Here is a 25,813-nt window from a genome sequence, read left to right as displayed (position 1 = left end):
GGAGGTTTGATGAATCGAGGCGATCTAATGCGTCAGAAAACTAGCTGGCAATCAATTGCCTCCCATTCAAATAAGGTTTGATTCATTTTTACCACCAAAACCTAACCCATGTTTTTGAACCATACAATGACAGCTTTAAGTTCTGGGATGGCATCTCTGATTGCTCCCATGCCCTTGTTAGCAACGGTAGAGGCAGAAAATTCACCGATTGTTCTGGCTGGAGTTCTGCTGAGTTTAGTCGTGATTTATATCGCCAGTAAACTCGGCGCGGAACTCGCTAAACAATTTGATTTTCCACCCGTTCTGGGTGAACTGGTGGCAGGGGTGATTGTCGGGGTATCTGCTTTACACCTGATCGTCTTTCCCGAAAGTGGACTGTCAGCCTCAGATTCAGCGGTGATGACCGTGCTGCAATGGATTAATCATCTGTCTCCCGCAGCCCTCACGAGCGTATATGAGTCCCAGAGTGAAGTCATTTCAGTGCTGGCTGAATTGGGCGTGATTATTCTGCTATTTGAAATTGGTCTGGAATCGGATCTCAAACAACTCAAAGAAGTGGGTTCTCAAGCTGCGATAGTCGCCTGCGTGGGGGTGGCAGTTCCGTTTGCCGCTGGTACCGCTGGCTTGATGATGTTCTTTCACACACCTGCAATTCCAGCAATTTTTGCAGGCGCTGCTTTGACGGCAACCAGCATCGGAATTACGTCCAAAGTGTTGTCTGAGTTAGGACAGCTTAAATCCAAAGAAGGTCAAATCATTGTTGGTGCGGCGGTGATTGATGATGTCCTGGGAATCATTGTCTTGGCTGTTGTCGCCAGTTTAGCCAAAACGGGTGAGATTGATGTTGCTAATGTCATTTACCTGATTGTGAGTGCAACAGCGTTTCTGCTCGGTTCCATTTTGTTGGGTGGCATCTTCAACCAAACCTTCAATGTGATTGTGGAGAAATTCAAAACCCGTGGCAATGTGGTTATGCCAGCATTTATCTTTGCCTTTTTCATGGCATTTCTGGGCAGCGCGATTCATCTAGAAGCGATTTTGGGTGCTTTTGCCGCTGGCTTGGTTCTGGATGAAACTGATGCCCGTAATGAGTTAGATGAACTAGTAAAACCGATCGCCGATCTACTGGTACCCATCTTCTTTGTGACGGTGGGAGCGCGAGCCGATCTAGGCGTGTTGAATCCGACGGTGCCTGAGAATCGTGCCGGAATTTTGATTGCCGCATTTTTGATGGTAGTTGCCATTCTCGGCAAGGTAGTGACGGGTTGGGCGGTGTTTGGTCAGCCCGGAATTAATCGACTCGCGATCGGAGTTGGCATGATTCCACGGGGTGAAGTCGGGCTAGTGTTTGCCGGAATCGGTTCTGCGAGTGGGGTTCTGGATAAGCCGTTAGAGGTATCCATTATTATCATGGTGATTCTGACCACATTTCTGGCTCCACCGTTTCTGCGGATCGCCTTTGGTGAGCCAGTCGAACCCCCAAGCAAGGGCGAACCTGCCAGTGAGCAATCAATTTTGGTGAGTGAATCTCAGCCTACGCCGTGAGGACGCTGGGGGCGATCGCTGTACCATGAACGCCACAGATCGCGATCGCCCCACTACCAACCTCTCGCCTATTTCCTTACCCGTAATGTCACAGTTAATCAGCTAAATCGGGAAACACTTCGCGGACGGCAGGATGAACCAGGCGGTGATTCTGCACGTTGATACCCCTTGCTAAAGCCGGATCGAGTTCTAGAGCTTTCATCCCCTGGTTCGCCAGCTTCAGGACGTAGGGTAAAGTGCTGTTGTTCAGTCCCTGAGTGGCTGTCCAGGGAACGGCTCCCGGCATATTCGGGACGCCGTAGTGGACGACGCCTTCCTCGATGTAGATAGGATTGGTGTGGGTCGTTGGTCGCACCGTCTCGACACAACCGCCTTGATCGACTGCCACATCGACAATTACCGAACCGGGATGCATTTTTTGTACCAACTTTCGAGGGACTAAGATAGGGGCGCGACGCCCTGGAACTAAAACCGCCCCAACAAGTAAATCGGCTTCCGAAACGACCGCTTCTACTTGCAGGGAGTTACTGTAGAGCAGCTCAACTCTGGAGCCAAAGAGGGTTTCCAGATACGCCAAACGCTCGACATTCACATCCAAAATCTGGACGCGGGCACCCATGCCTACCGCCATTCGAGCTGCTTCGGTGCCAACGACACCGCCGCCTAAAATCACCACGTTACCCGGTCTGACACCGGGAATCCCGCCCAGAAGAATCCCCCGACCTCCTTGATGGCGCTCCAAAAACTGTGCCCCGAACTGTACGGAGAGGCGACCGGCGATAATGCTCATGGGGGTGAGCAGGGGCAATTTTCTATCGGGGAGTTCTACCGTTTCGTAAGCGATCGCGCTGACGCCACAATCAATCAGATGCTCGGTCAACCCCCGATCGGCTGCCAAGTGCAAATAAGTAAACAGCATCTGCCCTTTCTGGAGAAACTGGTACTCAGGCTTGAGCGGTTCTTTCACCTTAACCACCAGTTCTCGGTTCCAAGCGTCCTTCGCTTCTAGGACAATTTTTGCCCCGGCAAGAATATAATCTTCATCAGAGAAGCCAGCACCATTACCAGCCGCGGATTCTACAAAAATCGCGTGACCGTTTTCACTGAGTACCCGGACGCTACTAGGACTTAACCCTACCCGAAATTCACGATCTTTGGTTTCCTTGGGAACGCCAATTTCCATTTATATACCTCAAATTGCTCGGCTATCTATTGAATTGACTATAGGTGCCACACCTGGTGACTTGTTGCATTGGGAGTTACCTCCCTGAAGGAGCGAGTGAGAAATTGGACTGACAACTTCTCAAGTAAAACGGTTTTTGGTTTGGGTAATTCGCGCATCGATCGGGAGGGGCAGCCGATCGGGAATGAGGTATCGAATGAGGTATCGATCGCTCCCCTCTCCCTTTACTCCTGAAGTCTCTTTATTCCTGAAACTCTCTCTCGCCCCTGATCCCCATCATTACTTATTTATTTAGGAGTCCCAAAAATTTTCGGATTACTTCACAAAAATGCTGCAACAATCAAGACGGCTACCTTATCCAAAGGATTTGGAAACACCAATATGACGATGCAAATTAGCGGACGGAATCAACTCAGGGGTAAAGTGACTGCGATTCAACTGGGTGATATCCTCGCCGAGGTGACAATTCAGGTGGGAGATAACTTAATTGATGCGGTGATTACTCGTCGTTCGGCAGAAAATCTGCGAATTTCAGTTGGCGATGAAGTGAGTGCCCTGATCAAGGCGACCGAAGTCATGGTGATCAAAGAGGTTGATTAGCAACTGTGTTTGCTTTGCTCTTGACTCAAGGCTTAGCACCTCTACAATAGAAGACAATCTATAACGAATTGTAAACCTCTGAAGGGGCAAGGATTGCCAAAGCCATGACACAACTTCAACCTACGACCACTCCTAAGCTGGAAGAACCCAAGTTAGGCTTCAATGATTACGCAGAGCGATTGAATGGTCGAGCCGCAATGATCGGCTTTTTGCTAATGGTGCTCATTGAATATGTCACGGGTCAAGGAGTGCTATCCTGGCTGGGCTTGCAATAAAAAAGCGCTCTTCTTTTGCCTAGTCCTTCGGAATCGGCAACCCGTACAGGCTTTCCTCGGTCTAGCACAACAAGTACAAGAATTTGTCTCAGGATACAGGATGTAGGGTTCTGCCCTTGCCGAAGGGTGGGATGAAGGATGAAGTTTAGAATCCAAAAATGATTCTGACTTCTGCCGCCTGACTCCTGACTCCTGAATGAGATAACCTGAAATTAGATTAAAGAATAACGGAATAGAGCAAGTCGTGATGAATGCTTTGTGGCCTAGATTTTTAAAGTCAGCCTATCGTAAAGAGCCAATTTCCAGCTTTGTGGTAATCGTTGGTACTGTAGATGCAGTGATTGGCGGCGTAGATGAAAGCTGGGGTTTGTTTAGTTTCGGAGTGTTGACAGTAGGGGCAGCGATCGCTCTGCGTTGGTGGCAAACCCAGGGTAAAGAAGTCGAACCAATCCCCCAAACGGCAAAACACTTTCTTCCCCCCCCAACCTCTCGTCCTGTCCTGCCCATGCTAAGTAACTCCAAACACCATCCAAAACCGTAACCCTTTGGGTGGGAGCTTCCGAAAACCATGATTGGCACTTCTGTTTCAATTGAATGGCTTAAAATCGGTGAAGTTGCCGCTCGGAGTGGTCTGCCTGTCAAAACCATTCGCTATTACGAAGATATTGGTCTGTTAGCACCGACGGTGAAGCGGACACCTTCCGGCTATCGTCTTTTTAATCGTGAGATTGTTAATCGACTGGCATTCATCAAGCGATCGCAAGCACTCGGACTCACTCTCAGCGAGATTCAAGAAATTTTAACAGTTCACGATCGGGGGCAGTTACCCTGCGGTGCCTTGAAGCAGCTTCTGCACGCGAAAGTAGAGGCGATCGCAGAACAAATTGAATCGTTAGAAATCCTCAAGAGCGAACTAGAAGGGTTAATCTCTGGTTGGCAAGACCGACCGCCCGCTCACCACATCGATCATACTATCTGCCCCAATATTCAATCAGCACCATGAAACCTCCGGCTCGGAAGGCAAAAGTCAAAAGGCATTTATACAAAGAAAAAATTCTGAGTTTTGCATTTTTATCTTTTAGCTTTTATTGTTTCGCCCTTCCCAGTCAGCCTCTCCCAGCCGCCGCCAAAACAATAATCCAGGAAGCTGAAGCTGTTCCGTCTGAGGCCCCCCAAAACCTGCCTCCTGAAGCTTGGAGAAACGTTCAACTCCTCCGCACTCTCAAGGGTCACAACGCGACAATTGATTCCTTGACCTTCACCCCTGATGGAAAATTTCTGATCAGCGGGGGGAGCGACAATGACGGCAGAATAAAATTTTGGTGGGTGAGAAGTTGGAAAGAAGTGGGTAGCCTCAGGGCGCATAGTCAGGCAGTGATGACCCTTGCGATGAGTCCTAATTCAGAAATTCTGGCGAGTTGCAGCAATGACTCCTCGCTGAATTTATGGAATTGGAAGACTGGAAAATATACCCGGACTTTTCTGGATCATACGAGTAATATTCTGTCAGCGGCGATTACCTCGGATAGTGAAATGCTGGTGACGGGTGCTTTGGATGGGATTCGAGTCTGGAATTTGAGAACGCAGCGCCCGATTTACAACCTGGTGCGTTTCGATAACCAAACTTATGCAGTTGCCCCAAATCCCAATGGGGAGATTCTAGCAAGCGGCGGCAAAGATACTGCGATTAAGGTCTGGGATCTCCAGAATGGAAGATTTCTTGACTCATTGTCGGGACATAGCGGTGCAATCAGTACTTTAGCGTTCACGCCGGATGGAAGTAGGCTGATCAGTGGCAGCTACGATCGCACCATCAAAGTCTGGGATTTTAATAGCGGACGATTGCTTTACACCCTTTCAGGGCATACAGGTTGGATTCGGGCGATCGCGATCGCTCCTTCTGGACAAGTTATGGCTACCGCGAGTCAGGATGGCGTCCGCTTGTGGAACTTGAGAACGGGCGAACTGATTGCTTTGCTGGTCGGACATTCCGATTGGGTGAAATCGGTTGCCTTTAGTCCTGATGGGCGAACTCTGGCGAGTGGGGGGTTTGACAGAACCATTAAAATTTGGCAAGTCGGCTCTGTTCCCTAAACATTCATTAAGTGTGCGATCGCGGCAACTTTTAGTTCGGTTTATGGGAAAACTAAGTTCAGTTCCATCTGAGACGAAGGAAGTAAACCAAAGTGTTGACTCACAATCGCGACAAAGGAAAGAGCCTAAACGGATACGAGTGGGCAGAGGCGGGTTTCTTCAATCTCTCGCTGGATCTGCTTTGTATCGCCGGACTTGATGGCTACTTCAAGCACCTGAACCCTGCCTGGGAAAAAACTCTGGGTTTTACGAAGGAAGAACTCTTAAGCCAATCGTTTATGGAGTTGGTTCACCCGGAAGATTGGGAAGCAACCATCACCGAAGCGCAGAAGCTTGCTACAGGCGCGGAAACAATCTCTTTTGAGAACCGCTACCGATGCAAAGACGGCTCCTATAAATGGCTATTATGGACTTCTGCTGTCTCCACTGAAGAAGGTTTGCTGTATGCAGTGGCTCGTGACATTAGCGATCGCAAAGCTGCTGAAGAAAAACTCCTCAATTTAAGAGCTGTCTTGGAGAATGCCGTCGAAGGAATTTCCCGGCTAGACACTCAAGGGCGCTACGTTACCGTTAATAAAGCCTACGCCAATGCAGCGGGTTACGAACCTGAAGAAATGATTGGCATGGAATGGCAGCGAACGGTTCATCCGGAAGAGATCGACAAGCTGATCGCTGCTTACCACAAAATGTTGGTGGATGGCAAGGTAGAAGCTGAAACGAGAGGCATCCGTAAAGATGGCTCTATTTTTTATAAGCAAGTGGTGATGATCTGCGATTACGACCAAGAGCAGCGATTTATCGGTCATCACTGTTTTATGAAAGACATCACCGAACGTCACCGAACCGAACAAGAGCGATCGCAATTAGCTAATCACATCCAATTGCTGCTGCAATCGACCGGGGAAGGCATCTACGGCATAGATTTACAGGGACGTTGTACCTTCATCAACAAAGCGGCGGCTCAGATGCTGGGATACCAGCCGGATGAAGTGATGGACAAGGATATGCACGAGTTAATCCATCACAGTCGCCCCGATGGCTCCTTCTATCCCAGTGTTGAGTCTCCGATTTTTTGTGCTGTTCGCAACAGGAACAGTTGCCGAATCGACAACGAAGTTCTATGGCGGCGGGATGGAGCTGCTTTTGCTGCCGAATATTCGGCTTATCCGATTTTTGAGGGAGAGGAAATCAAAGGGGCTGTTGTCACCTTCGTTGATATCAGCGATCGCAAGTTAGCAGAGTCAGCACTCAAACAGGCGAATGAAGCCCTCGAAATCCGAGTCGAGGAACGCACCGCCCAATTAAGGCATACCCTCCAGCAGCTAGAAGACGAAATAACTGAGCGCCAGCGGGCAGAGAAAGCTTTATACAAAGAAAGAGAATTCTTAAATGCATTGCTGAATAACTTGGCAGACGGCATTGTCGCTTGTGACGCCAATGGAGTTTTAACGCTATTTAATCGAGCGACACAAGAGTTTCATGGGTTGCCGGAACAAGCTCTTCCTGCCGAGCAATGGGCTGAACATTTCGATTTATATCTGCCTGATGGGAAAACACTGATGAAAACGGAAGATATTCCGTTGTTTAGAGCGTTTCGGGGAGAGACGGTTCGGGAAGTAGAAATGATCATCGCCCCGAAGCAAGGAAAAATCCGCACCCTCCTCGCTAGTGGACAAGCGATCGTTGATGCTCAGGGAAAAAAACTAGGTGCAGTTGTGGCGATGCACGACATCACCGAGCGCAAGGAAGTAGAAGCGGCTTTACAACAGAGTGAGTTACGACTCAACAGTATTCTAAATTGCCTTAAAGATTTGGTGTGGTCTATTTCAGCCACCACCTATAAAACGCTGTTTATGAACCCAGTGGCTGAGAAGTTTTATGGGCGGTCTTACTCGGAGTTCTTCAACAACTCCAACCTCTGGCTGGAGGTTATTCATCCAGAAGATCGCGAACTCGCCCTTGCCTATAACCACAGGGTTATGCAAGAGGGCAATGGTGAACTGGAGTACCGAATTATCCGACCCGATGGCGAAGTGCGATGGGTTTACAGTCGAGCCTGGATGATTTATGACGAGTACGGTACTGCTACCCGCATGGATGGTCTGTCCACCGATATCACAGATCGCAAGCAAGCCGAGGCAGCTCTGAGCGAAAGCGAGTCGCGGCTCAACAGCATCCTAAATTCGCTGAAAGACGTGGTGTGGTCTGTTTCAGCCAGCACCTTTGAAGTGCTTTACCTCAACCCAGCGACCGAGAGTGTTTATCAACGCCCAAGACAAGATTTCTTTGACAACCCCCAAGTGTGGTTTGATAGCATTCACCCCGAAGATCGCGATCGCGCCTTTGAATACAACCGTCAGGTTATAGTCGAGGGCAGCGGTGACATAGAGTACCGAATTCTCCGACCCGATGGCGAAGTTCGTTGGGTTCGTGACAAGAGCCGGGTGATTTACGATGAAACCGGGAAAGCTATTCGTATAGATGGTTTAACTTCTGACATTACCGAGCGTAAACAGGCAGAAAAAGCTCAGGCAAGACTGACCGCAATCTTAGAAGCAACACCTGACTTCGTAGGCATCGCCAATGCAGAAGGACGCGCCTTATACGTCAACAAGGCCGGTCGCCAAATGATAGGAATTGGCGAGAATGAGGATATTACAACGATGTATATCCCCGATTTCATGGCAGCTTCAGTCATCGACGGGATTCTGAACGAAGGGTGGCAGGCTGTTGTCAGAGAAGGTATTTGGAGTGGCGAATCAGCGTTGCAGCACCGGGATGGCAGAGAGGTTCCTATCTCCCAGGTATGGATGAGCCATAAATTAGAAAATGGGGAGGTTGAATTTTTCTCTACGATCGCCCGCGATATCACTCCTACTAAGCGGGCAGAGGAAGCCATCCGCCAAAGCGAAACTAGACTTGCAGAAGCTCAAAAAATTGCCCATATCGGCAGTTGGGAATTCGATCTGGCGACTGGAGAAATCGCTTGGTCGGAGGAACTATTCCGCGTGTGGGGTATGGAGCCGAACCAACCCGTACCGACTTACGAAGAGTTGGTGCAAAAAATTTATCCGGATGACCGGGAAGTTTTTGTAAAAGCAGTTGAGCTAGCAATTACTGAAGGCAAGCCCTACGAATTCGACAATCGCACTTTGCGCCCTGATGGTTCGATTGGATATATGTTCTCCAAAGGGCAACCGATTATCAACTCTGAGGGTCGGGTCATCAAGCTATTTGGAACAGGACTAGACATCACCCAGCGCAAGCAACAAGAAGAAGCCCTACGACAAAGCGAAGAACTATACCGCGCCCTTGCCCGAAATTTCCCCGACGGTTCGGTGGCTTTATTTGATAAGGACTTGCGCTACCTGCTGGCAGATGGAAGCGAATTAGCCGCCATCGGGCTTTCCAAAGAACTTATGGAAGGAAAAACCCTATGGGAGGTTTTTCCTCCAGACACCTGCGAAACTGTGGAACCGATGTATCAAGCAGCATTAGCTGGTGCCATGACGGTTTCTGAAATCCCCTATGGCGATCGCACCTATCTGTTGCAAATTCTGCCTGTCACCAACCAGCAGGGAGAAATCTTTGCGGGGATGACGTTGACGCAAAATATCAGCGATCGCAAACAGGCAGAGGAGGCGTTGCGGCAGCGGGAAGAACAATTGCGCCAGATTCTTCAGAATATGCCAGTTATGATGACTGCCTTCGATGCAGACGGAAACATCACTGTCTGGAACCGCGAGTGCGAAAGGGTTGCAGGCTACAGTGCTGCGGAAATTGTTGGCAATCCCAAAGCACTGGAGTGGGTGTATCCAGATCCCGCCTATCGCACATCAATGCTGACCATATGGGCTGAACTTGGCAATAACTACCGTAACTGGGAATGGGAAATCACGGCTAAAGATGGAAGTGTCAAAACAGTAGCATGGTCGAATATCTCCGAGGGATTCCCCATTCCCGGCTGGACCACTTGGGGCATTGGTGTGGACGTAACCGAACGCAAAGCCGCTGAAGAAGCTCTAGCAGAGAAAGCTTGCTTAGCCGCGTTTCGTGCGGATGTAGACACTGCGCTGACTCAGGGCGATCGCTTGCAGGTGATACTGCAACGCTGCACCGAGGCTGTAGTCCAACATCTCGATGCCGCGTTTGCAAGGCTATGGACGCTTAACAGAGAGGAGAATGTATTGGAGTTGCAAGCGAGTGCGGGGATGTATACCCACCTTAATGGCTCTCATAGCCGCGTACCCGTTGGTCAATTCAAGATCGGCCTAATTGCCCAAGAGTGCCAGCCCCACCTGACCAACTCTGTGATTGACGATCCTCGTGTTGCTGATAAAGATTGGGCAAAAAGAGAGGGCTTGATCTCCTTCGCTGGTTATCCCCTGATTATCGAAAACCAGATATTAGGGGTTATCGCCATGTTTGCCCGGAAACCGCTTACCGAAGCTACGCTGGGGGCGCTAGAATTTGCAGCGGACGAGATTGCTTTAGGTGTTAAGCGCCTACAGGCAGAGGAGGCGTTGCGACACTCGGAAGCACGATTTAGACAACTCGCTCAACGCGAGGCACTGCTCAACCGTTTGTCCAGCGATATCAGGAACTCCCTTGATGTCAGTACCATATTAGGAACGGCTGTGCAGGAGATCCGCAATTTGTTGCAGATTGACCGATGCCTGTTTCTTTGGTATCGACCATCAGCAGAACAACCAGTCTGGGAAGTGGTAAAAGAAGCGAAGATACCTACCCTGCCTAGCTTGCTGGGTCAATACCCAGCCCCAGCAAGTTCGCTAACTCAGAAGTTCACCAACTTGGAAATCCTCCAAGTTGACGATCTTGCAAACGCCAGCGATCCAGCCGAACAGGAACTCTATAGTGCTTCGGGCTACAATGCTATCCTATCGCTGCCAATTCAAGCTCCTTCTGGTGAGATTGGTGTGGTCAGTTGCATCCATCATCGTGGTTCTCGGTCTTGGAGTGGCTCGGAGGTGGAACTGCTGCAAGCGGTAACTGACCAACTCGCGATCGCGCTTTTCCAAGCCGAACTCTACACGCAAGCTCAAGACTCTGCACAGCAAGCTCAAGAAAAAGCTCACCAGCTACAGCAAACTTTGCACCAGTTGCAACAAACTCAAAGTCATCTGATTCAAAGTGAAAAGATGTCCAGCCTCGGTCAGATGGTTGCTGGTGTTGCCCACGAAATCAATAATCCTGTCAACTTCATCCACGGCAACCTCACCCACGCAAATCAATACAGCCAAGATTTACTGAATCTCCTCCAACTCTACAAGCAGCACTATCCCAATCCAGTTCCGGAAATTCAAGATGAAATCGAGGCGATTGACCTTGATTTTGTGGTAGAAGACCTCCCGAAAATCCTGGGTTCGATGAAGATGGGGACTGACCGCATCCGTCAGATTGTTCTGTCGCTGCGGAATTTCTCGCGCTTGGATGAAGCCGCCATGAAGGCAGTGGATATTCATGAAGGGATTGATAGCACCCTCCTGATCTTGCAAAATCGACTGAGAGCCGCCCCCAACTATCCCAGCATTGAAATTGTTAAAGAGTATGGCAATCTACCGCTGGTGGAATGCTACGCGGGACAGCTCAATCAAGTGTTTATGAACCTGCTCAACAATGGGATTGATGCCCTAGAAACGCAGCCCGAACCGAGAATCATTACCATTCGGACTGAAGTGGGACGTGGGAAATCCCTTCCTGACCCTTATGTTTTGATTCGGATTGCTGATAACGGCCCAGGGATGACCGAGCCAGTAAAAGCTCGCCTATTTGATCCCTTCTTTACGACTAAACCTGTAGGGAAAGGTACAGGTCTGGGATTATCCATCAGTTATCAAATTGTGGTGGAAAAGCACGGTGGCACTTTAAAATGTGTCTCCAAACCAGGACAAGGAGCGGAGTTTTGGATTGAGATTCCCATTTCTCAAGGTCTAACTTAACTGGAATTATGCATAAAAAAAGAGAGGGAAGTTAATCTTCCCTCTCCTCGAATCTTTACTATTTTCAGATTCACCCTGGTCTTTTAGCTTCTTCCGCAACATCTTCTGTTGCTTTCTAATCTGTCTCGCCCTAGCGGAGCCACCTTTCCCTTTGTCGTTTCGTCCCTCTCGGCGGGGAGATTCCCACCGCTTGAGTCGTTGAGTCATGGTCGTTCTCTTGTGTAAAGAGTGGGCAGGGAGAGAATCGAACTCTCACGATCTCACGATCGTCAGATTTTGAGTCTGATGCGTCTACCAATTTCGCCACCCGCCCTTGGGTTTAGCTTCACTATTATAGCCTATCGAATGCTGTTGTAGCAAGGCTTGATATTCTTGACTGCTAGCCCAACGGTCAATTTCCCGCGCCCGCAGGACGGGTACTGGGTGGCTGAGTTGGGCTGTCTGCGCTTGTTTGAGCATTTCACCCAGCTGATTTTTACTGATATCGTCGTAAGCTCTGGCTTGATCTAAAAAGGCTTCCAGATTCAGCTGCGGCGCAAGAATGGGTGAACCTCCAGCCAGTTTCATTAAGACGGAACTGACGACTTTAGAGTCTTGAGTGGCGAGAAGTGCAGCGCGGTCGCAAGTAAATTCTGCACATCGCAGCCACTGTAGCATCTGTCCCCTCAAAGTTTCAGCGATCGCTGCACCCCAAGTCGGAATTAATCCTGCTGCTAACACCATAATATTGACGGGTGTTAGGTACACTCCATGCTCGCATTTTAGGTGTCCCAGTTCGTGGGCGATGACTGCCTGAATCTCTTCGGGTGTCAACAAATCGATTAATGAGGTGTGCAACACAATAAATGGCTGCTTTCCTCGCATGGCAAAGGTGTAGGCGTTTGGCGTGGGTGAGGAACGGACGTACAGTTGCGGGGGTTCCAAATCTAATATTTGGCAAGCTTCTAACAGCAGTTTATGCAGATGAGGTAGCTGTTGTTCGCCTACGAGGACGCCCGCCGCTATATTTTCCAAATAAAAAAACTGTTCTGCGAGGGGACCAAGCAGATTTCTGACCAGGATATCCATTCCCGGCAGTTGTTTTAAGGCGTTAGTCGCTTCTAAATCTAAGGGATGGCGAAATTTATCTGCCGAGAGACCAATTAAGGGTGTCCTTGAAGGCAACATGGAGGAAATCTCAAAAAAAAGAACTAAAACAAAAGAATTGATTGATGCGGTGCTAATCTCAGGGCGATCGTGAGATTAGATATCCCAAATTAGTATAGCGAGGGCGCTTTGTTTTTGTTTCCAAACGGCGCACCTAACTATGTTTTATTAATGCGATTTACAAAACATTGTACCTATTTTATCTTCCTCTTCGTCCACAAATGGTATACTTTTATAATGAAACATTTCTGCTTTTTTCTAGTAGCTAATATTCCATTATTTAAAATATATTATTCAGATATAATTAAATAATTATATCCTGAAAAGCCCTAACTTCTTCAATATTTTACTTTCAAAGTTAGGGATTCTGAGGACAATTTCCAATTAGGTAAACAACCAGTTTTTTACCCGATTTAAACCCTTCCAGTCGGGTTTTCTCGCTAATCCATCCTCAATACTTTCTTGGATATCGGGGCGTAATTCTGGATTAATCGCCAGAGATCGCTGAGCCTCTTCAATGTGTTGCCGGACGCCGGTTTTCCCTTCTTCAAGCATTGCCAGAACTAGGTTAATGTGAGCCTGGGGATCTTGGGGATTTAACTTAACAGCTTTTTGAGCGGCTTTGTAGGCCAGAGTGGCTTGATCGTCCAACAGATACAGCCACGACAGGCAAATCCAGGCAGCAGTGAGTTTAGGGGCGCGATCGCAAATATCCTTGAAAACAGGAAGCAAAGTATCCGGGCCTTCTCCCGCTTTATAGCGTTCTAGGCCATTGTCAAAAAGGTCGTTAATTGGCTCGGTCATTTCTGAAAGATGAAAGATGTTAGCGATCGCGTAGCGGATGGCGGGCTAGATAGCGACGCTCTCTTCGCCGGATGCGTTATTTTACGGGGCAATGGGGGGTTGAATCCACCCTTATCTGGAAAGCAGGCGGGATACCTGCTTTCCAATCAGAAGTTCTTACAAACTGTACGCCAAGCTTGAACTTAGACACCAAATGCAAATGACTTAGACTCCAAATGACTTACCGCAGCCACAGCTTTGAGCAGCATTGGGGTTTGTAAATTGGAAGCCACCGCCAATCATGGCATCGCTATAGTCCAGCATCAGACCATAGAGGTATAGCATACTCTTGGGATCGCAGACAATTTTGAAGCCATCGTAGTCATAGACTTCATCGTTTTCCCGAATTTGACTAGGCTCTTCAAAATCCATCATGTACGACATTCCAGAGCAGCCACCTTGGCGGACGCCAACTCGCAGGCACAGATCCTTGCCTTGTTTCTCCCGCAGAGAGAGAACGTGTTTGAGGGCAGATTCGCTTAACTGGATGCCGCGTTTTTGCGATTGAGTAGCTTGTGTCATGGCGCTCTCGACTCCTAATTTGGTGTTTTATCTAGACGACTTGAGGAAGCCAGTCCACTAGGTCAATTTTATCGAAGATTCTTAACTTAACCGCAGACCGGCGAAGCGAAAAGCTTTTTATTATTTATGTTAACGATTAGGCGTTGGGGTTAGATAGAGCGATCGCGCAAGGATTGTATTGTGGTGCTTTCATCACTGCCAAGCATTAGTTTATAGGAGGACGGCAGAGGGGCGATTAGTATTTAAAATGAGGATCTGCAAAGCGCACGGTGTGTTGTTCCCCCAGTTGGCATAGTCTATGTCTGTTCTCACTCGCTCCACGTCTCGTCGGCTGCAAACTTTACAACAAATTCCTAGCGTCTGGGAAGGCGATCGCCGTCGATTATCTGCTGGGATGGCGCAAAGCTTAGAGTCGGATACTCAGACAGACAGCGAATGCATTGTTTGGGTGGATGGCGTCGAAGGAATGGTTCGAGCGATGGATGTCGTGACTTCCGAGACTGGGCCGGAAGCCGTTGTTCGCGCCCTGCTGCGAGCAATGGAACATCCCCACAGCCCTGCCAAGCCATCCCGTCCTCAGAAAATTGTAGTCCGACACAGAGAACTTCAGTTCTACCTGCGGGGTGTTCTTCAGGATCTAGACATTGCTGTTGATTATGTACCAGAACTGCCCCTGATTGACGAACTATTTCGCGGGTTCCAAGAAATCACCAGCACTCGCCCCCCCAAACTACCGCCTGAATATGCCGAGTTACTGGTGCAAAAAGCTTATGAGATTTGGGACGATGCACCTTGGGAACTGCTTGCCGATCACCAGATTATCTCAATTGAGCTAAATCAGTGGGATGTGGAGACGCTGTACGCCTCGGTGATGGGGATGCTGGGCATGGAGTACGGCATTTTGTTGTATCGCTCTCTGGACTCTCTGAAACGGTTTCGCTCGTCGGTTTTGGCAAAAGAGTCTTTTGAGGAGCTAGAAGAAGCATTTTTAGGGCAAGATTGCTTGTTTGTCACCTTCGAGCAGGCTGAAGATTCCTTAGACGAAGATGAAGAGGACGAAGGCATTGATTTAGCTGACTTGCCGCTTTCAGAAATTCAACCCAATTTCGGAAATGTGCATCCGTTAGAGGGGATGCGACCCTTTTTATATGAGGAAGAAGCGATCGCAGTTTACGTGGCACTCGAAGCCCTCCATCGCTTTTTCCGAGCATCCAATCGCCAGCTGGCAGCAGAGAAATTCCCTACCTTGAGCAAACGCTACCGCATCGCCGCGCCGCTAGAGGCGGATCTGCAAAAATCGATTCCTGTTAAGGTGGCAACGGTTCCCGATGTGGCGACGGAACTGTTTGACATGGCAGAGGTGGCAGGGTTGGCAGAGGAGGAAGACAGCGATCTCGAAGAGATGATGCTGCCCCTGCGGGATGACTTAGTGCCCAAAGATTCTTTCCTCAGCTTGGGGATGATGACTTGGGAGAAAGTAGAGTTGCTGCGTAAAACCGTTGATTGCTATCAAGCGAAGGAAGCGATCGCGGCGGGAGAGGGAATGCCAGTGGTTTTGATTCAAACTTCCCGTCCCAAGGCAAAGGAATTGATTGAGCAAATCCAAAGCGCGGGAGGGTTGAAGGGAATTTGCTTTAATCCGGGAGAAGATCCTTTTGAAGGCGATCGCTATGACTTGGGGATTCTCCAAACAGAAAATGGCAATATGTACCTGTTTGGTGAATTTCAAGAAGACGATCCGATTCATAGCGAAGCTCGTCGCAAATGGGATCAGCGTTGTAAGAAAACCAAAGGCTACTGCGGCTTGATTGTGGCTAGGGGGCTAAAAGGCGCATCTAGGGGAAATCCTCAGCTAGGCGACATGATGGCTTTATTTGAAGCGCGATCGCTCTCTAGTAAAGATTTAGGATTGGGGTTGCTCCAGCTGATGCCTCAGTTTGAATTCGAGTAAAGCGGCAAAGGGCTAGAGGAGATGGGGACGCCATGAGCGATCGCCAATACCCAATTCCTTAATCCAGGCGATGAAAATCGGTAATCTTCTGCTGTCACCTGTTAAACTTTGTAAAGAAATTGAGAAGGACAGATGGCATGCGGGTTGCAATCGTCGGGGCAGGATTGGCTGGAATGGCAGCGGCAGTCGATTTAGTCGATGCCGGTTGCGAAGTCGAAATCTTTGAGTCTCGTCCGTTTGTGGGGGGTAAGGTCGGCAGTTGGGTGGATGCCGACGGCAATCACGTTGAGATGGGATTGCACGTCTTTTTTGGGAACTACTACCAGCTATTTGAATTGATGAAGAAGGTGGGGGCAGGTGACAATTTGCGCCTGAAAGAACATATCCACACCTTTATCAATCAAGGAGGCGTCACAGGTGCCTTGGATTTTCGCTTTATCACGGGTGCGCCTTTCAACGGATTAAAAGCATTTTTTACAACATCGCAGCTGTCATTGCAGGATAAAGTACAGAATGCGATCGCCCTTGGCAGCAGTACCATCGTGCGCGGCTTGGTAGACTTCGAGGGTTCGATGAAAACAATTCGCGCTCTCGATAAAGTTAGCTTTGCCGATTGGTTTCGCAGTCACGGTGGCAGTAATGGCAGCATCAAGCGGATGTGGAACCCGATTGCTTATGCACTTGGATTTATTGATTGCGAAAATATTTCTGCTCGTTGTATGCTGACCATCTTTCAGATGTTTGCTGCTAGAACCGAGGCATCGGTGCTGCGAATGCTGGAAGGTTCTCCCTCCGAGTATCTGCACAAGCCGATTATTGAATACATAGAAGCCCGAGGCGCGAAAATTCATACTCGTCGCCGGGTACGAGAAATTCAATATACTGGCGAAGGCAACGAGACGCGAGTGACTGGCTTACTGGTTGTTAAAGGCGAAACTGAAGAAACCATCACCGCCGATGCTTATGTCTGCGCCTGCGACGTGCCCGGAATTCAGCGCGTTTTGCCGCAAGCATGGCGTCAATGGTCGGAATTTGACAATATTTATAAGCTGGATACAGTGCCCGTCGCGACAGTGCAGCTGCGGTTTGATGGCTGGGTGACTGAGTTGCACGATGCCGAAGAAAGACACCAAGTGCATCATGCTGCCGGAATTGATAATCTGCTTTATACAGCAGATGCCGACTTTTCCTGCTTTGCTGACTTAGCTTTAACGAGTCCCTCTGATTATTACCGCGAAGGACAAGGTTCGCTGTTGCAGTTGGTGCTGACGCCGGGAGATCCGTTTATCAAGGAAAGTAACGAAGCGATCGCTCAACACGTCCTCAACCAAGTACACGAGCTATTCCCTTCCTCCCGCGACTTGAACATGACTTGGTACAGTGTGGTGAAGCTGGCTCAGTCTCTCTATCGCGAAGCCCCTGGCATGGACCCCTATCGTCCTCCTCAGAAGACGCCGATTGCAAATTTCTTCCTTGCGGGTAGCTATACGCAGCAAGATTACATCGATAGTATGGAAGGGGCAACTCTGTCTGGGCGTCAGGCAGCAAAAGCGATTTTAGAAAATGTGCAGGAAATAAAGGGTAAGAGCCAGCTGTCGGCGGTTTAGACGAATAAACCGCAAAAACGCGGCTATAGCGAAGGAAGAAAAGAAGTAAATGGCTGAGTGGCTAGAGCATAGCGTGCAGGTAGAGGTGCCGGTTCCCATTGACGAGGTGTGGAAACTCTGGTCCGATCTGGAGCAAATGCCTCGATGGATGAAGTGGATTGACTCGGTTACAGTTCAGGATAATGACCCAACCTTGTCGCGCTGGAAACTTGCCACGGGTGGCTTAGAATTCACTTGGCTTGCCCGTATCGTGAAAAAGGTGCCTAACCAGATTATCCAATGGGAATCTGTTGGTGGATTACCCAATCGGGGTGCGATTCGCTTTTATGACCGGCACGGCAGTAGCATTGTTAAGCTAACGGTGGCTTACGCCATTCCAGGCTGGCTGGGCAGATTAATGGATAATCTCTTCCTGGGGCGCGTAGTCGAATCCACGATTCAAGCTGATTTGGATCGGTTTCGAGAATACGCGATTAAATCCCAAGGGAATACTTAGTAGTAATCACCCCTTCTTAAAAGCTGAGAGAGATTTTAGAGGGAGATATTAAGAAAAAGACGCAAATGCGATCGCATTTTCCATCTTCGCGGTTCAAGAACTTTGCGGTAGCAGCGTGACAAACGCAATCACCAATCCGCCAAATAAGCACATCAAATACACGCCTAACAACAACAGCCTGGTTCCCCAACTGGAATGGGATTCCCGACAGCGTTGGGCAATATCTTTGACCATTCTGTACTTCTGAGCAAAGGGTAGGGAACTGTAACCAGACTTGTTAAGCGTATGGAAAATAGCCATCAGTACGCTATCAGAATCGTCAGTTGATTGGGGCAGTTCTCGCCGCAGGATCTTCAGAATCTTGGCACTGCGAAAGCTAGCAGGGATGCTAAACGCAATTAAAAATCCGAGGAAAAGAAAAATACCAGTCCCCGGACTCATGCCGATAAAAACTAGCAACCCGACGGCGAAAAGTTTGAACAAAACATCGGTGTAGGGATGGCGGGAAAATATTAATAAATCTAGGATGCGTCCTCCATCCAAGGGCAAGATAGGAAGTAGATTGAAGTAGTTAATAATGACCAGAAAGCTGATTACTTCTTGCAACCCTAGGGAACGCTGGAGAGAATCGGGAATTGCCAGCGCGATCGCAACTCCTAAGATTATCCCTGGAACCGGCCCCGCCAGCAAAACTAGAAATTTTTCCCGAATCGTAGCATTTTCTTTGCGTCCGGAAGCCGCAGCACCAAATAAGGGCAAGAAGAAAATCGACGTATCTTTATAGCCGCATCCTCTCATTGTCAAAAAGTGTCCTAGTTCGTGCAAAAACAGGACGCCGACGAGAATCAGCAGTGTCTGCAAGTCGAAAAATGGCGTGAACGAGATAGCAAACACGACCAAACTGCCAAGCAATAACCACGACTTTATCCCCTTCCTGGCGCGTCCCCGTTCGATTCGTTCCATCCGGCGGAATCCCTCCACTTCTACCGCCGAAGGAATCTCCACATACCGATAGGGTTCTGTTTTTGCCTTTTGCGTCCACTTTTTGACCAGAGTTGTATACTTGCCGCTATCCCGTCCCAGCTGAATCGCTGTTTTCATCGCAGCACCGAGCTTAAGTTCTAGCAGTTCCGTTCCTTTAATCGGTGACAGCTGCCCTGATTTCACCAGGCTGTCTATGTAGGTGACATGATGCGATCGCAATGTCTCAATAAATGCCTTTGATGACATCGCGACGGGCATTTTTGTAAGCGCCAAATGCTCAAGCTTGTCTTGATGGACTTGCCACTGTTCCTGGGTTTCCACCGCGTAAGGATCTTGGAGAATGGTATTGGGTATTTTCCCAATCACGCCGTAAACTTGTCCATTCATCGTGTGTAACAGAACACCATCCTCAAAGAAAGTAAGAAACTCGATTGTAAACAGCCTCACCGATTCCGGTAGGCTACGAATGTTTACATTAGCGAATGTTTTAAATGCCTCGTTGTATAGCACCATCCCCCAGCTTTTCGAGGCATCCAGGTAAATGTCATTAAAGCTGAAATAGGAATGGAACTGAAACCCTAGCTTTTCAAGTTCTGGTAACGGAATCTCAAATAACTCTTTGATATAAGCAGGGATTTCCTCGCCGCTCCGAATTTCGTAATTGATGTACTGTAGAGTCAAGCCTAAAAGTCGCTGAAAAAAAATCAAGTAGCGGCACGCTACTAGCAACCCATAGACTGCTAATCCGTAAAGCAAATATTCCATTAACGGCCCAACCCTGTGTATAGTTTGCTACCAGGTGGGGTCAACGTAGAGATTGATTGTTAATTGTTCGCACCCTGCCGGTACTGCTGTGATACAAGCACAGATGGTATGTCCGTCCGCTACCTCCACTTCGCAGGCGTGACACGAACCCATCAGGCACCCGGTGGGAATGAACACCCCAGCCCGTTCTGCTACCTGTAATAACGCTTCTCCTACCTCAGCGTCAACCGCAATCTCGTCAGGTAAAAAAAGTACACTTACGCTCATCAGTAGTTGGTAATGGGTAATGGGTATTTGGTAATGGGTAATGGGTGAAAAGCAATGACCCATTACCCATGCCTTAAGACAAAATAGGGTTTAAATCCAGGTGAGCTTCCACCGTATCTGCCAGCGAATCCAGAATGGTTTCTCGGTGTTCGCGGTAGTTGGCAACGCCTGTGGGGAGAGATGGAAGCCCCCGTTGCTGCCGTAGGTGATTTAACCAAGCTCTTCGCCAAGGGCCATTATCAAAAAGACCGTGGAGATAAGTACCCACAACGGATTGAGTAGCATCGACAATCCCTAAACTTGGGTCGTCAAATAGGGTTTTGTAGGAGTATTGCTTGGGTGCGTGTCCGGATGCTCCCATTCCTTCCTCTGAATCCAACAGCCGCGTGCGCCCTTGATGGATTTCATAACCGGCGACGGGTAAACCAGTTTGAGGATAGTTAGACGTTACGAGTCGTTGGCGGGCAATTTTTTGGGCGGTAATTACGGTTTTTACGGGTAACAGTTCCAGACCTTTGTAACGTCCGGTTTCACCTTCAATTCCTTCAGGATCGGCTAAAAATTTGCCTAGCATCTGGAAACCGCCGCAGATTCCCAGAATAGTCCCGCCTGCTGCCGCGTAATTTTGAATTGCCTGCGCCATGCCGGTTTTTTGCAGCAGCATCAAGTCAGCGATGGTGGTTTTGGAACCTGGAATAATCACGGCATCCGGATGTCCCAAGGGCTCTCTGGGGCTAATGTATTTCACCGTAACGCTGGATTCTGCTTCTAGGGGGTCAAAATCGGTGAAGTTAGAAATCCGGGGAAGGCGGATGATGGCAATGGTGAGATCGCTGTGAGATTTGGTCGTGCGACGCTCAAACAAATCTAGGGAATCTTCGGCGGGCAAAGCTTGATCGATCCAGGGAATGACACCTGCAACGGGAATGCCTGTGCGTTCTTCTAGCCAGGTGATGCCGGAGTCTAAGAGCGATCGCTGTCCTCGGAATTTATTAATGACAATCCCTTTGATCAGCGCCCGTTCTTCCTTCTCCAGCAACTCCAAAGTACCCACTACATGGGCAAAAGCGCCCCCCCGGTCGATATCCACGACCAGCAACGTTGAGGCATTTAAATGCTTCGCGACCCGCATATTCGCCATGTCGCGGTGCTTAAGGTTAATCTCCGCTGGGCTACCCGCTCCCTCACAGACCAGTAAATCAAATTCTTCGGAAAGACGTTGCAGCGATTCTTCAATTGCCTGCCAACCTATATCAAAATACTGCTCGTAGTACTCCGCAGCACCCACTTGCCCGACGGATCTGCCCTTGATAATCACCTGGGAAGTCATGTCCCCTTGGGGCTTAAGTAAAATTGGGTTCATCTCCACCCAGGGCGTGACTCCCGCAGCCCAAGCTTGGACTGCCTGGGCATAACCAATTTCTCCTCCAGTGGGCGTTACGTAAGCATTCAGCGCCATATTCTGCGCTTTAAAGGGAGATACTCGCCAGCCGCGCCGAGATAGAATCCGGCAAAGTGCTGCGGTTAGTAGAGATTTTCCTGCGTGGGATGTGGTTCCCACGACCATAATCGCTTTCATTTTAATAGTTTGGGGTTATAGGGAAGAGCAGGCAAGCAGGCAAGCAGGCGAAAGGCACAAAACAGGAGGGCAGGGAAAAATTCTTACTCAGTCCTCAGTCCTCAGTCCTCAGTCCTCAGTCCTCAGTCCTCAGTCCTCAGTCCTCAGTCCTCAGTCCTCAGTCCTCAGTCCTCAAAACAACCGGAACCAACGATTTAAGGCATTATAGAAGCGATCGCTAAGAGAGGGGGCAGGCCACGAACCACCCTGAAGTTCCCATTTTTCAACCAATTGGCGTCCCAAAGGCGTGAGGCGAAAACTATCGGTGATTCCTTGACCATCCACCTCTCGCCGCAGAATGCCTACCTGAATCAGCCACAACAGCGAACTTTCTGCGCCTAGTTCCCGCACAGGATGGCGGGTGTACTGGTGTTGGACGCCTGAAGCACCCGCGATCGCTTGCAGGGGAACGCTGGTTGAGCGCATCGCTGCAAACAAAGGCAGGAGGAAGGGCGAACAGCGCATCGCTCGTTCGGCACGGGATACACTGCCAGGGGAATATTGAATCGACTGGGAGTTTTTTGCCTCAACAGAATTCATCTCTTCATCTAATTTCAGGAAACAGCAGAGGATTAAAAATTGCCATCTAGTCAATATCGATTATTTATTAACCGACTTTTAGCGATCGCACCCACAAGCTTTATGGTTTTAGCTGTAGACGCTCTCCGGCGCGTCTCGTTAGGAGACTGACTGCCGTCATCCACCTTAGCTTAGCCCAAGCGGAATTTTAAAATATTGTAAAATTTGATTTTCACCAAACAATCATAACTGAGCAGGAAATAGAATTTATGGCTCTAGCAGTCGGTACAACGGCACCCACTTTCACCGCCAAAGATACCAATGGGAACACTGTCTCGTTGTCTAATTTGGCAGGAAAAACTGTGATTTTGTATTTTTATCCCAAAGATGATACACCCGGCTGTACCAAACAAGCTTGTAGCTTTCGAGATGCCTATGCAGACTATCAAGGCAAAGATATTGTAGTCTTGGGCGTTAGCAAGGATGATGAAGCGTCTCACCAGAAATTCACCGAGAAGTTCAATTTGCCTTTTCCCCTACTGGCAGATGTCGATGGCAGCATTATCAAAGCTTATGACGTTGAAGGAAGTAGCGGTTATGCCCAGCGCGTAACTTACGTGATTGATGGCACTGGCAAGATCGTTCACGTTGATTCCAGCGTCAACACGGGTAGTCATGCTCAGGATATCTTAGCGGCACTGGCTTCTTGAGCCGACGACTTTAGTCTCTAGAAATAATCCGAGAAGCCCGGTTTCCTTAAGGAAATCGGGCTTCTCAATCACAGGACTATTTGAATACTGATTAGTTATGGCGTCGAAGAGGCGGGTGTAACTGAGTTTGCTGGAGTGACAGGTGCTACAGGTGCTGCCTGATTTGGAGTACCAAGAAGTTGTAGTTGTTGACGCCGGAACTGATCGGCGGCAGTATTGAGATTATTCTTCTGGTCGTTATTAAACTCGTCCATACTGCGAATGTTGCCCAAGGTGGCTCGATGCATCAAGTCAAAGACACCGGAAGCACCACCATTATTCGTCCGAGAAAATGGATCTGTATTTTGCTCTTGGAAAGTGTCTGCGGGATTGACCTCTCCTGGTTGCGACAGGGTTGATTGAGCCAGAGTCAATTGAGGCAGCAAGCAGGAGGCGAATCCCATACCAGCCAGGACACCGAGAACCAGTTTAGTTTTTTTATTCATGACAATTTGGGGCGAAACGCACTAAGAAAGTTTTGACGGTTGAATTTTGAGTTTTGAATAAAGACGAAAAAATTTATCTCTATGTTCAACTTTATAACTCAAAACTCACTCAAGACTCCGTACTCATCACTCAAGACGATTCTTAAGCAAACCGACGACGCAGCAGTGGCTGAATTGCTAATAATATTACTGCATCAAAACCGAGAAGCACCAATATCGCAGTGCCGAAAGTTACAGCACCCCCAGGCGCTTGCATGACGACACTACTGAGTGCCCAATCACTGTGGAGATACAGATAACGAATTGGCTCAATCGCATAGCTTAGAGGATTAAGCGTTGCGACAACCTGCAACCAATTGGGCATGAAAGATAGAGGGGCGAGGGCTGTGCTGGCAAACAGTAAAGGCAGGTTGGTAACAAAAATTACAGCAATCAGCTCGACGTGACCGGGCAAAGCAAAAGCTAAACCCAAGCTCAAAGCGGTGACACCCAGAACCAGTAACAGAACAATCAATGCGATCGCGCCCAAGCCTAAAAGATTGGGTAAACCGGCTCCCAGAAAAGCGCTGGCTGCAACAATCACTGCCGCTTGGATTAAGCTCAGCGTCACAATATAGATAGCTGAGGCAGCAACAATCGAAAATCGGGATGCCAGCGGAGCGACTAATAAGCGGTTGAGAAAGCCAAATTCCCGGTCAAACATCACCGGCAATCCAGCATTCAGTGCCCCGGCAAAAGCGGTAAAAACAATCACCCCGGCACCGAGAAATTGTCCGTAGCTCAAGTCATTCCCAAAAATGCCTTGAGGAGCATTTTGAAACAGCGCCCCGAATAGAACCAGCCACATCAAAGGCTGGATAATTCCCGCCACGAGCGTCGAGGGACGCCGTTGCAATTGAATGAATAAGCGCTTCGTTAAAGCCAGAGTTTCTTGAATAAAGTCGCTGACGAGGCTGGATGCAGCACCGGCATTAGATTTACCATCTGCCTCTGGCTGCAACCGGATATCAGGTTTAGGAGGCGTTATCGTACTGCTCATATTAATTTCAGATGTTGATGTTGGATGTAAGATTTTGGTCGCTTGGTGGTGTAAAAGCTGGCTTACCGCATATTCTGCTTTTTCTCTGCCTTCGGATCGCGGCTACCCGCTGCTGCAAGTTCTGCATCCATCAGGGTTCTACCCGTAGCCGCGAGGTAAACATCATCTAAGCTAGGTCTAGCTTGGGCAATGCCAAAAATCGGTAAATTAGCGGCTTGTAGAGATTGCTGTATCGTCATCAGCGCGTCGCTTTGGGGCGTCACTACTAAATTAAGGGAATTCCCCTGAGCGTTATTGATGATCGCTTCTTGGACAAAGGGCAGAGATTGCAGCATATTTTTCGCTTTCTCTGCTTCCTCAATGGGAGAAAATTCGCGGATACGCAGGGTGATGCGATCGCCTCCTACCCGATCCTTCAACTCAGAAGGCGTCCCAGCCGCAATCACTACCCCTCGGTCGATAATCGCCACCCGGTCGGCTAAAGCATCAATTTCTTCTAAATAGTGGCTGGTGATCAGCACCGTTGTCCCCGATGCTCGCAACTGGCGTAAGAAATCCCACACGACGACACGGCTTTCAATATCCAACCCTACCGTTGGTTCATCTAGAACTAAGACATCTGGCTGATGCAGCAACCCAGCAGCTAAGTCGAGGCGCTTGCGTAAACCGCCAGAGTAGGTGCCAGTTTTTTTATCAGCGTATTCTTGCAATCCCAAGATGCTCAGCACCGCCTCAATTCTCTGTTTTGCTACCGCACGGGGGAGGTGATACAGTGCGGCTTGCAGTTGCAAGAGTTCCCGCCCCGTCAGCACCTTATCTAAGGCTACCTCCTGAGCCACATAGCCTAAGCGTTGCCGTGCCCCCCTAGGGTTATCCACAACGGAGATTCCAGAAACTTCAATTTTGCCAGCATCAGGTGTTGTCAGGGTACACAAGACCCGCAGGGTTGTTGTTTTCCCGGCACCATTGGGTCCCAATAGACCAAAAATTTCACCAGGTTCGACCTGAAAGGAAACATTTTTAACGGCTTCTACTGAGCCGTACCGTTTCTGAAGCTTTTCGATTAAAACAGCGGGAGCCATAAATGTCCCAAATTAACAAATCTAAACACTATTTGTTTCTATTGTATTTCAATCCCTCATCAGGATTTATACCCCTACCGTGCTGGACTTCTCTACTTGAAAGGCGAAAAGTCCGTACAGTG

At 48.8% G+C, this 25,813-nt stretch carries 25 protein-coding genes and 1 tRNA gene; 13 read left to right on the top strand and 13 right to left on the bottom strand.

Annotated features, from left to right (window positions below; all coding sequences use genetic code 11):
* Positions 1-108 precede the first annotated feature (108 nt).
* Both NDI33_RS02320 and NDI33_RS02315 read left to right on the top strand, forming a co-directional pair.
* The gene (locus tag NDI33_RS02320) at positions 109-1,545 is read left to right on the top strand and encodes a cation:proton antiporter (protein ID WP_190410948.1); all 1,437 of its coding nucleotides are present in this window, start codon (positions 109-111) and stop codon (positions 1,543-1,545) included.
* Positions 1,523-1,651: a hypothetical protein gene (locus tag NDI33_RS02315; RefSeq protein WP_277878942.1), complete on the top strand. Its 129-nt coding sequence runs from the start codon at positions 1,523-1,525 to the stop codon at positions 1,649-1,651. The genes NDI33_RS02320 and NDI33_RS02315 overlap by 23 nt, the downstream gene beginning before the upstream one ends.
* Here NDI33_RS02315 and ald read toward each other — a convergent pair.
* Positions 1,640-2,728, bottom strand: coding sequence for an alanine dehydrogenase (gene ald / locus NDI33_RS02310; RefSeq protein ID WP_190426613.1), 1,089 nt, complete (start codon positions 2,726-2,728; stop codon positions 1,640-1,642). The genes NDI33_RS02315 and ald overlap by 12 nt on opposite strands.
* 381 nt (positions 2,729-3,109) lie before the next feature.
* Here ald and NDI33_RS02305 point away from each other — a divergent pair, with 381 nt between their 5' ends.
* From NDI33_RS02305 to NDI33_RS02280, 6 genes are all read left to right on the top strand, one after another.
* Entirely contained in the window at positions 3,110-3,328 is a 219-nt protein-coding gene (locus tag NDI33_RS02305; RefSeq protein WP_190534398.1) for a TOBE domain-containing protein, read from the top strand.
* Between the two features lie 104 nt (positions 3,329-3,432).
* Complete coding sequence (locus NDI33_RS02300) at positions 3,433-3,603, top strand: hypothetical protein (RefSeq protein WP_190410951.1); 171 nt, start codon at positions 3,433-3,435, stop codon at positions 3,601-3,603.
* Positions 3,604-3,850: 247 nt separating this feature from the next.
* Positions 3,851-4,144, top strand: a complete 294-nt coding sequence (locus NDI33_RS02295; protein ID WP_190529254.1) for a hypothetical protein — start codon at positions 3,851-3,853, stop codon at positions 4,142-4,144.
* 27 nt (positions 4,145-4,171) lie between these two features.
* On the top strand, positions 4,172-4,606 hold the full coding sequence (locus NDI33_RS02290) for a heavy metal-responsive transcriptional regulator (protein ID WP_190410953.1): 435 nt from the start codon (positions 4,172-4,174) through the stop codon (positions 4,604-4,606).
* On the top strand, positions 4,603-5,697 hold the full coding sequence (locus NDI33_RS02285; RefSeq protein ID WP_190678525.1) for a WD40 repeat domain-containing protein: 1,095 nt from the start codon (positions 4,603-4,605) through the stop codon (positions 5,695-5,697). The genes NDI33_RS02290 and NDI33_RS02285 overlap by 4 nt, the downstream gene beginning before the upstream one ends.
* A 92-nt stretch (positions 5,698-5,789) precedes the next feature.
* Positions 5,790-11,657, top strand: coding sequence for a PAS domain S-box protein (locus NDI33_RS02280; RefSeq protein ID WP_190678523.1), 5,868 nt, complete (start codon positions 5,790-5,792; stop codon positions 11,655-11,657).
* 6 nt (positions 11,658-11,663) lie between these two features.
* On the opposite strand, the gene NDI33_RS02275 is transcribed toward NDI33_RS02280, so the two are convergent.
* The 4 genes from NDI33_RS02275 to NDI33_RS02260 all read right to left on the bottom strand — a co-directional run bounded on the left by NDI33_RS02275 (position 11,664) and on the right by NDI33_RS02260 (position 13,607).
* The gene (locus NDI33_RS02275) at positions 11,664-11,864 is read right to left on the bottom strand and encodes a hypothetical protein (RefSeq protein WP_190426623.1); all 201 of its coding nucleotides are present in this window, start codon (positions 11,862-11,864) and stop codon (positions 11,664-11,666) included.
* 22 nt (positions 11,865-11,886) lie between these two features.
* Positions 11,887-11,970 (bottom strand) — tRNA-Leu (locus tag NDI33_RS02270).
* On the bottom strand, positions 11,949-12,824 hold the full coding sequence (locus tag NDI33_RS02265) for a M48 family metallopeptidase (RefSeq protein ID WP_190410957.1): 876 nt from the start codon (positions 12,822-12,824) through the stop codon (positions 11,949-11,951). Before NDI33_RS02265 ends, NDI33_RS02270 begins: the two co-directional genes overlap by 22 nt.
* A gap of 363 nt (positions 12,825-13,187) precedes the next feature.
* A complete protein-coding gene (locus NDI33_RS02260) occupies positions 13,188-13,607 on the bottom strand; it encodes a hypothetical protein (protein ID WP_190410958.1) in 420 nt (139 codons plus the stop codon).
* Positions 13,608-13,616: 9 nt separating this feature from the next.
* On the opposite strand from NDI33_RS02260, the gene NDI33_RS02255 reads away from it, so the two are divergent.
* Positions 13,617-13,787 (top strand): hypothetical protein, encoded by a 171-nt coding sequence (locus tag NDI33_RS02255; protein ID WP_190678521.1) that lies wholly within the window; start codon positions 13,617-13,619, stop codon positions 13,785-13,787.
* A 24-nt stretch (positions 13,788-13,811) separates the two neighbouring features.
* Here NDI33_RS02255 and NDI33_RS02250 read toward each other — a convergent pair whose 3' ends face one another.
* Entirely contained in the window at positions 13,812-14,168 is a 357-nt protein-coding gene (locus tag NDI33_RS02250) for an iron-sulfur cluster assembly accessory protein (protein WP_190426631.1), read from the bottom strand.
* Positions 14,169-14,466: 298 nt separating this feature from the next.
* Here NDI33_RS02250 and NDI33_RS02245 point away from each other — a divergent pair, with 298 nt between their 5' ends.
* The 3 genes from NDI33_RS02245 (at position 14,467) to NDI33_RS02235 (ending at position 18,222) form a co-directional block, all read left to right on the top strand.
* Positions 14,467-16,119: a hypothetical protein gene (locus NDI33_RS02245; RefSeq protein ID WP_190678520.1), complete on the top strand. Its 1,653-nt coding sequence runs from the start codon at positions 14,467-14,469 to the stop codon at positions 16,117-16,119.
* Between the two features lie 137 nt (positions 16,120-16,256).
* Positions 16,257-17,726 (top strand): 9,9'-di-cis-zeta-carotene desaturase, encoded by a 1,470-nt coding sequence (gene zds, locus NDI33_RS02240; RefSeq protein WP_190678518.1) that lies wholly within the window; start codon positions 16,257-16,259, stop codon positions 17,724-17,726.
* Positions 17,727-17,775: 49 nt separating this feature from the next.
* Positions 17,776-18,222, top strand: a complete 447-nt coding sequence (locus NDI33_RS02235) for an SRPBCC family protein (protein WP_190678516.1) — start codon at positions 17,776-17,778, stop codon at positions 18,220-18,222.
* Between the two features lie 93 nt (positions 18,223-18,315).
* Here the strand turns inward: NDI33_RS02235 and NDI33_RS02230 are convergent, their stop codons facing one another.
* The 4 genes from NDI33_RS02230 to NDI33_RS02215 all read right to left on the bottom strand — a co-directional run bounded on the left by NDI33_RS02230 (position 18,316) and on the right by NDI33_RS02215 (position 22,396).
* Positions 18,316-19,971 carry a site-2 protease family protein gene (locus tag NDI33_RS02230; RefSeq protein ID WP_190678514.1) on the bottom strand — a complete coding sequence of 552 codons (1,656 nt, stop codon included), beginning with the start codon at positions 19,969-19,971 and terminating at the stop codon, positions 18,316-18,318.
* Between the two features lie 27 nt (positions 19,972-19,998).
* On the bottom strand, positions 19,999-20,238 hold the full coding sequence (locus tag NDI33_RS02225) for a 2Fe-2S iron-sulfur cluster-binding protein (protein ID WP_190678512.1): 240 nt from the start codon (positions 20,236-20,238) through the stop codon (positions 19,999-20,001).
* A 73-nt stretch (positions 20,239-20,311) separates the two neighbouring features.
* Positions 20,312-21,817 (bottom strand): cobyric acid synthase CobQ, encoded by a 1,506-nt coding sequence (gene cobQ / locus NDI33_RS02220; RefSeq protein ID WP_190410966.1) that lies wholly within the window; start codon positions 21,815-21,817, stop codon positions 20,312-20,314.
* 171 nt (positions 21,818-21,988) lie between these two features.
* Positions 21,989-22,396, bottom strand: a complete 408-nt coding sequence (locus tag NDI33_RS02215; RefSeq protein ID WP_190426582.1) for an Npun_F0494 family protein — start codon at positions 22,394-22,396, stop codon at positions 21,989-21,991.
* Positions 22,397-22,644: 248 nt separating this feature from the next.
* Here NDI33_RS02215 and NDI33_RS02210 point away from each other — a divergent pair, with 248 nt between their 5' ends.
* Positions 22,645-23,085 (top strand): peroxiredoxin, encoded by a 441-nt coding sequence (locus NDI33_RS02210; protein ID WP_190426580.1) that lies wholly within the window; start codon positions 22,645-22,647, stop codon positions 23,083-23,085.
* Between the two features lie 95 nt (positions 23,086-23,180).
* Here the strand turns inward: NDI33_RS02210 and NDI33_RS02205 are convergent, their stop codons facing one another.
* The 3 genes from NDI33_RS02205 to NDI33_RS02195 form a co-directional block, all read right to left on the bottom strand.
* Positions 23,181-23,570, bottom strand: a complete 390-nt coding sequence (locus NDI33_RS02205; RefSeq protein ID WP_190678510.1) for a hypothetical protein — start codon at positions 23,568-23,570, stop codon at positions 23,181-23,183.
* A 142-nt stretch (positions 23,571-23,712) separates the two neighbouring features.
* The gene (locus tag NDI33_RS02200) at positions 23,713-24,609 is read right to left on the bottom strand and encodes an ABC transporter permease (protein ID WP_190678509.1); all 897 of its coding nucleotides are present in this window, start codon (positions 24,607-24,609) and stop codon (positions 23,713-23,715) included.
* Between the two features lie 62 nt (positions 24,610-24,671).
* Entirely contained in the window at positions 24,672-25,691 is a 1,020-nt protein-coding gene (locus NDI33_RS02195) for an ATP-binding cassette domain-containing protein (protein WP_190435082.1), read from the bottom strand.
* Positions 25,692-25,813 lie beyond the last annotated feature (122 nt).

The organism is Trichocoleus sp. DQ-A1, from assembly GCF_039961955.1.
In the GTDB taxonomy this organism is placed as follows: Bacteria; Cyanobacteriota; Cyanobacteriia; order Cyanobacteriales; family FACHB-T130; genus FACHB-T130.
The sequence above is the reverse complement of the archived record's forward strand: the minus strand, read 5'-3'. Positions and strand labels throughout refer to the sequence as shown.

Bases quoted from the DNA above. Each gene is read 5' to 3' on its own strand.
- zds (WP_190678518.1), top strand. From the start codon at position 16,257: ATGCGGGTTGCAATCGTCGGGGCAGGATTGGCTGGAATGGCAGCGGCA.
- NDI33_RS02300 (WP_190410951.1), top strand. From the start codon at position 3,433: ATGACACAACTTCAACCTACGACCACTCCTAAGCTGGAAGAACCCAAG.
- NDI33_RS02255 (WP_190678521.1), top strand. From the start codon at position 13,617: ATGAAAGATGTTAGCGATCGCGTAGCGGATGGCGGGCTAGATAGCGAC.
- NDI33_RS02320 (WP_190410948.1), top strand. From the start codon at position 109: ATGTTTTTGAACCATACAATGACAGCTTTAAGTTCTGGGATGGCATCT.
- cobQ (WP_190410966.1), bottom strand. From the start codon at position 21,817: ATGAAAGCGATTATGGTCGTGGGAACCACATCCCACGCAGGAAAATCT.
- NDI33_RS02250 (WP_190426631.1), bottom strand. From the start codon at position 14,168: ATGACACAAGCTACTCAATCGCAAAAACGCGGCATCCAGTTAAGCGAA.
- NDI33_RS02195 (WP_190435082.1), bottom strand. From the start codon at position 25,691: ATGGCTCCCGCTGTTTTAATCGAAAAGCTTCAGAAACGGTACGGCTCA.
- NDI33_RS02295 (WP_190529254.1), top strand. From the start codon at position 3,851: ATGAATGCTTTGTGGCCTAGATTTTTAAAGTCAGCCTATCGTAAAGAG.
- NDI33_RS02230 (WP_190678514.1), bottom strand. From the start codon at position 19,971: ATGGAATATTTGCTTTACGGATTAGCAGTCTATGGGTTGCTAGTAGCG.
- NDI33_RS02285 (WP_190678525.1), top strand. From the start codon at position 4,603: ATGAAACCTCCGGCTCGGAAGGCAAAAGTCAAAAGGCATTTATACAAA.
- NDI33_RS02275 (WP_190426623.1), bottom strand. From the start codon at position 11,864: ATGACTCAACGACTCAAGCGGTGGGAATCTCCCCGCCGAGAGGGACGA.
- NDI33_RS02245 (WP_190678520.1), top strand. From the start codon at position 14,467: ATGTCTGTTCTCACTCGCTCCACGTCTCGTCGGCTGCAAACTTTACAA.
- NDI33_RS02200 (WP_190678509.1), bottom strand. From the start codon at position 24,609: ATGAGCAGTACGATAACGCCTCCTAAACCTGATATCCGGTTGCAGCCA.
- ald (WP_190426613.1), bottom strand. From the start codon at position 2,728: ATGGAAATTGGCGTTCCCAAGGAAACCAAAGATCGTGAATTTCGGGTA.
- NDI33_RS02205 (WP_190678510.1), bottom strand. From the start codon at position 23,570: ATGAATAAAAAAACTAAACTGGTTCTCGGTGTCCTGGCTGGTATGGGA.
- NDI33_RS02235 (WP_190678516.1), top strand. From the start codon at position 17,776: ATGGCTGAGTGGCTAGAGCATAGCGTGCAGGTAGAGGTGCCGGTTCCC.
- NDI33_RS02225 (WP_190678512.1), bottom strand. From the start codon at position 20,238: ATGAGCGTAAGTGTACTTTTTTTACCTGACGAGATTGCGGTTGACGCT.
- NDI33_RS02210 (WP_190426580.1), top strand. From the start codon at position 22,645: ATGGCTCTAGCAGTCGGTACAACGGCACCCACTTTCACCGCCAAAGAT.
- NDI33_RS02265 (WP_190410957.1), bottom strand. From the start codon at position 12,824: ATGTTGCCTTCAAGGACACCCTTAATTGGTCTCTCGGCAGATAAATTT.
- NDI33_RS02290 (WP_190410953.1), top strand. From the start codon at position 4,172: ATGATTGGCACTTCTGTTTCAATTGAATGGCTTAAAATCGGTGAAGTT.
- NDI33_RS02305 (WP_190534398.1), top strand. From the start codon at position 3,110: ATGACGATGCAAATTAGCGGACGGAATCAACTCAGGGGTAAAGTGACT.
- NDI33_RS02260 (WP_190410958.1), bottom strand. From the start codon at position 13,607: ATGACCGAGCCAATTAACGACCTTTTTGACAATGGCCTAGAACGCTAT.
- NDI33_RS02215 (WP_190426582.1), bottom strand. From the start codon at position 22,396: ATGAATTCTGTTGAGGCAAAAAACTCCCAGTCGATTCAATATTCCCCT.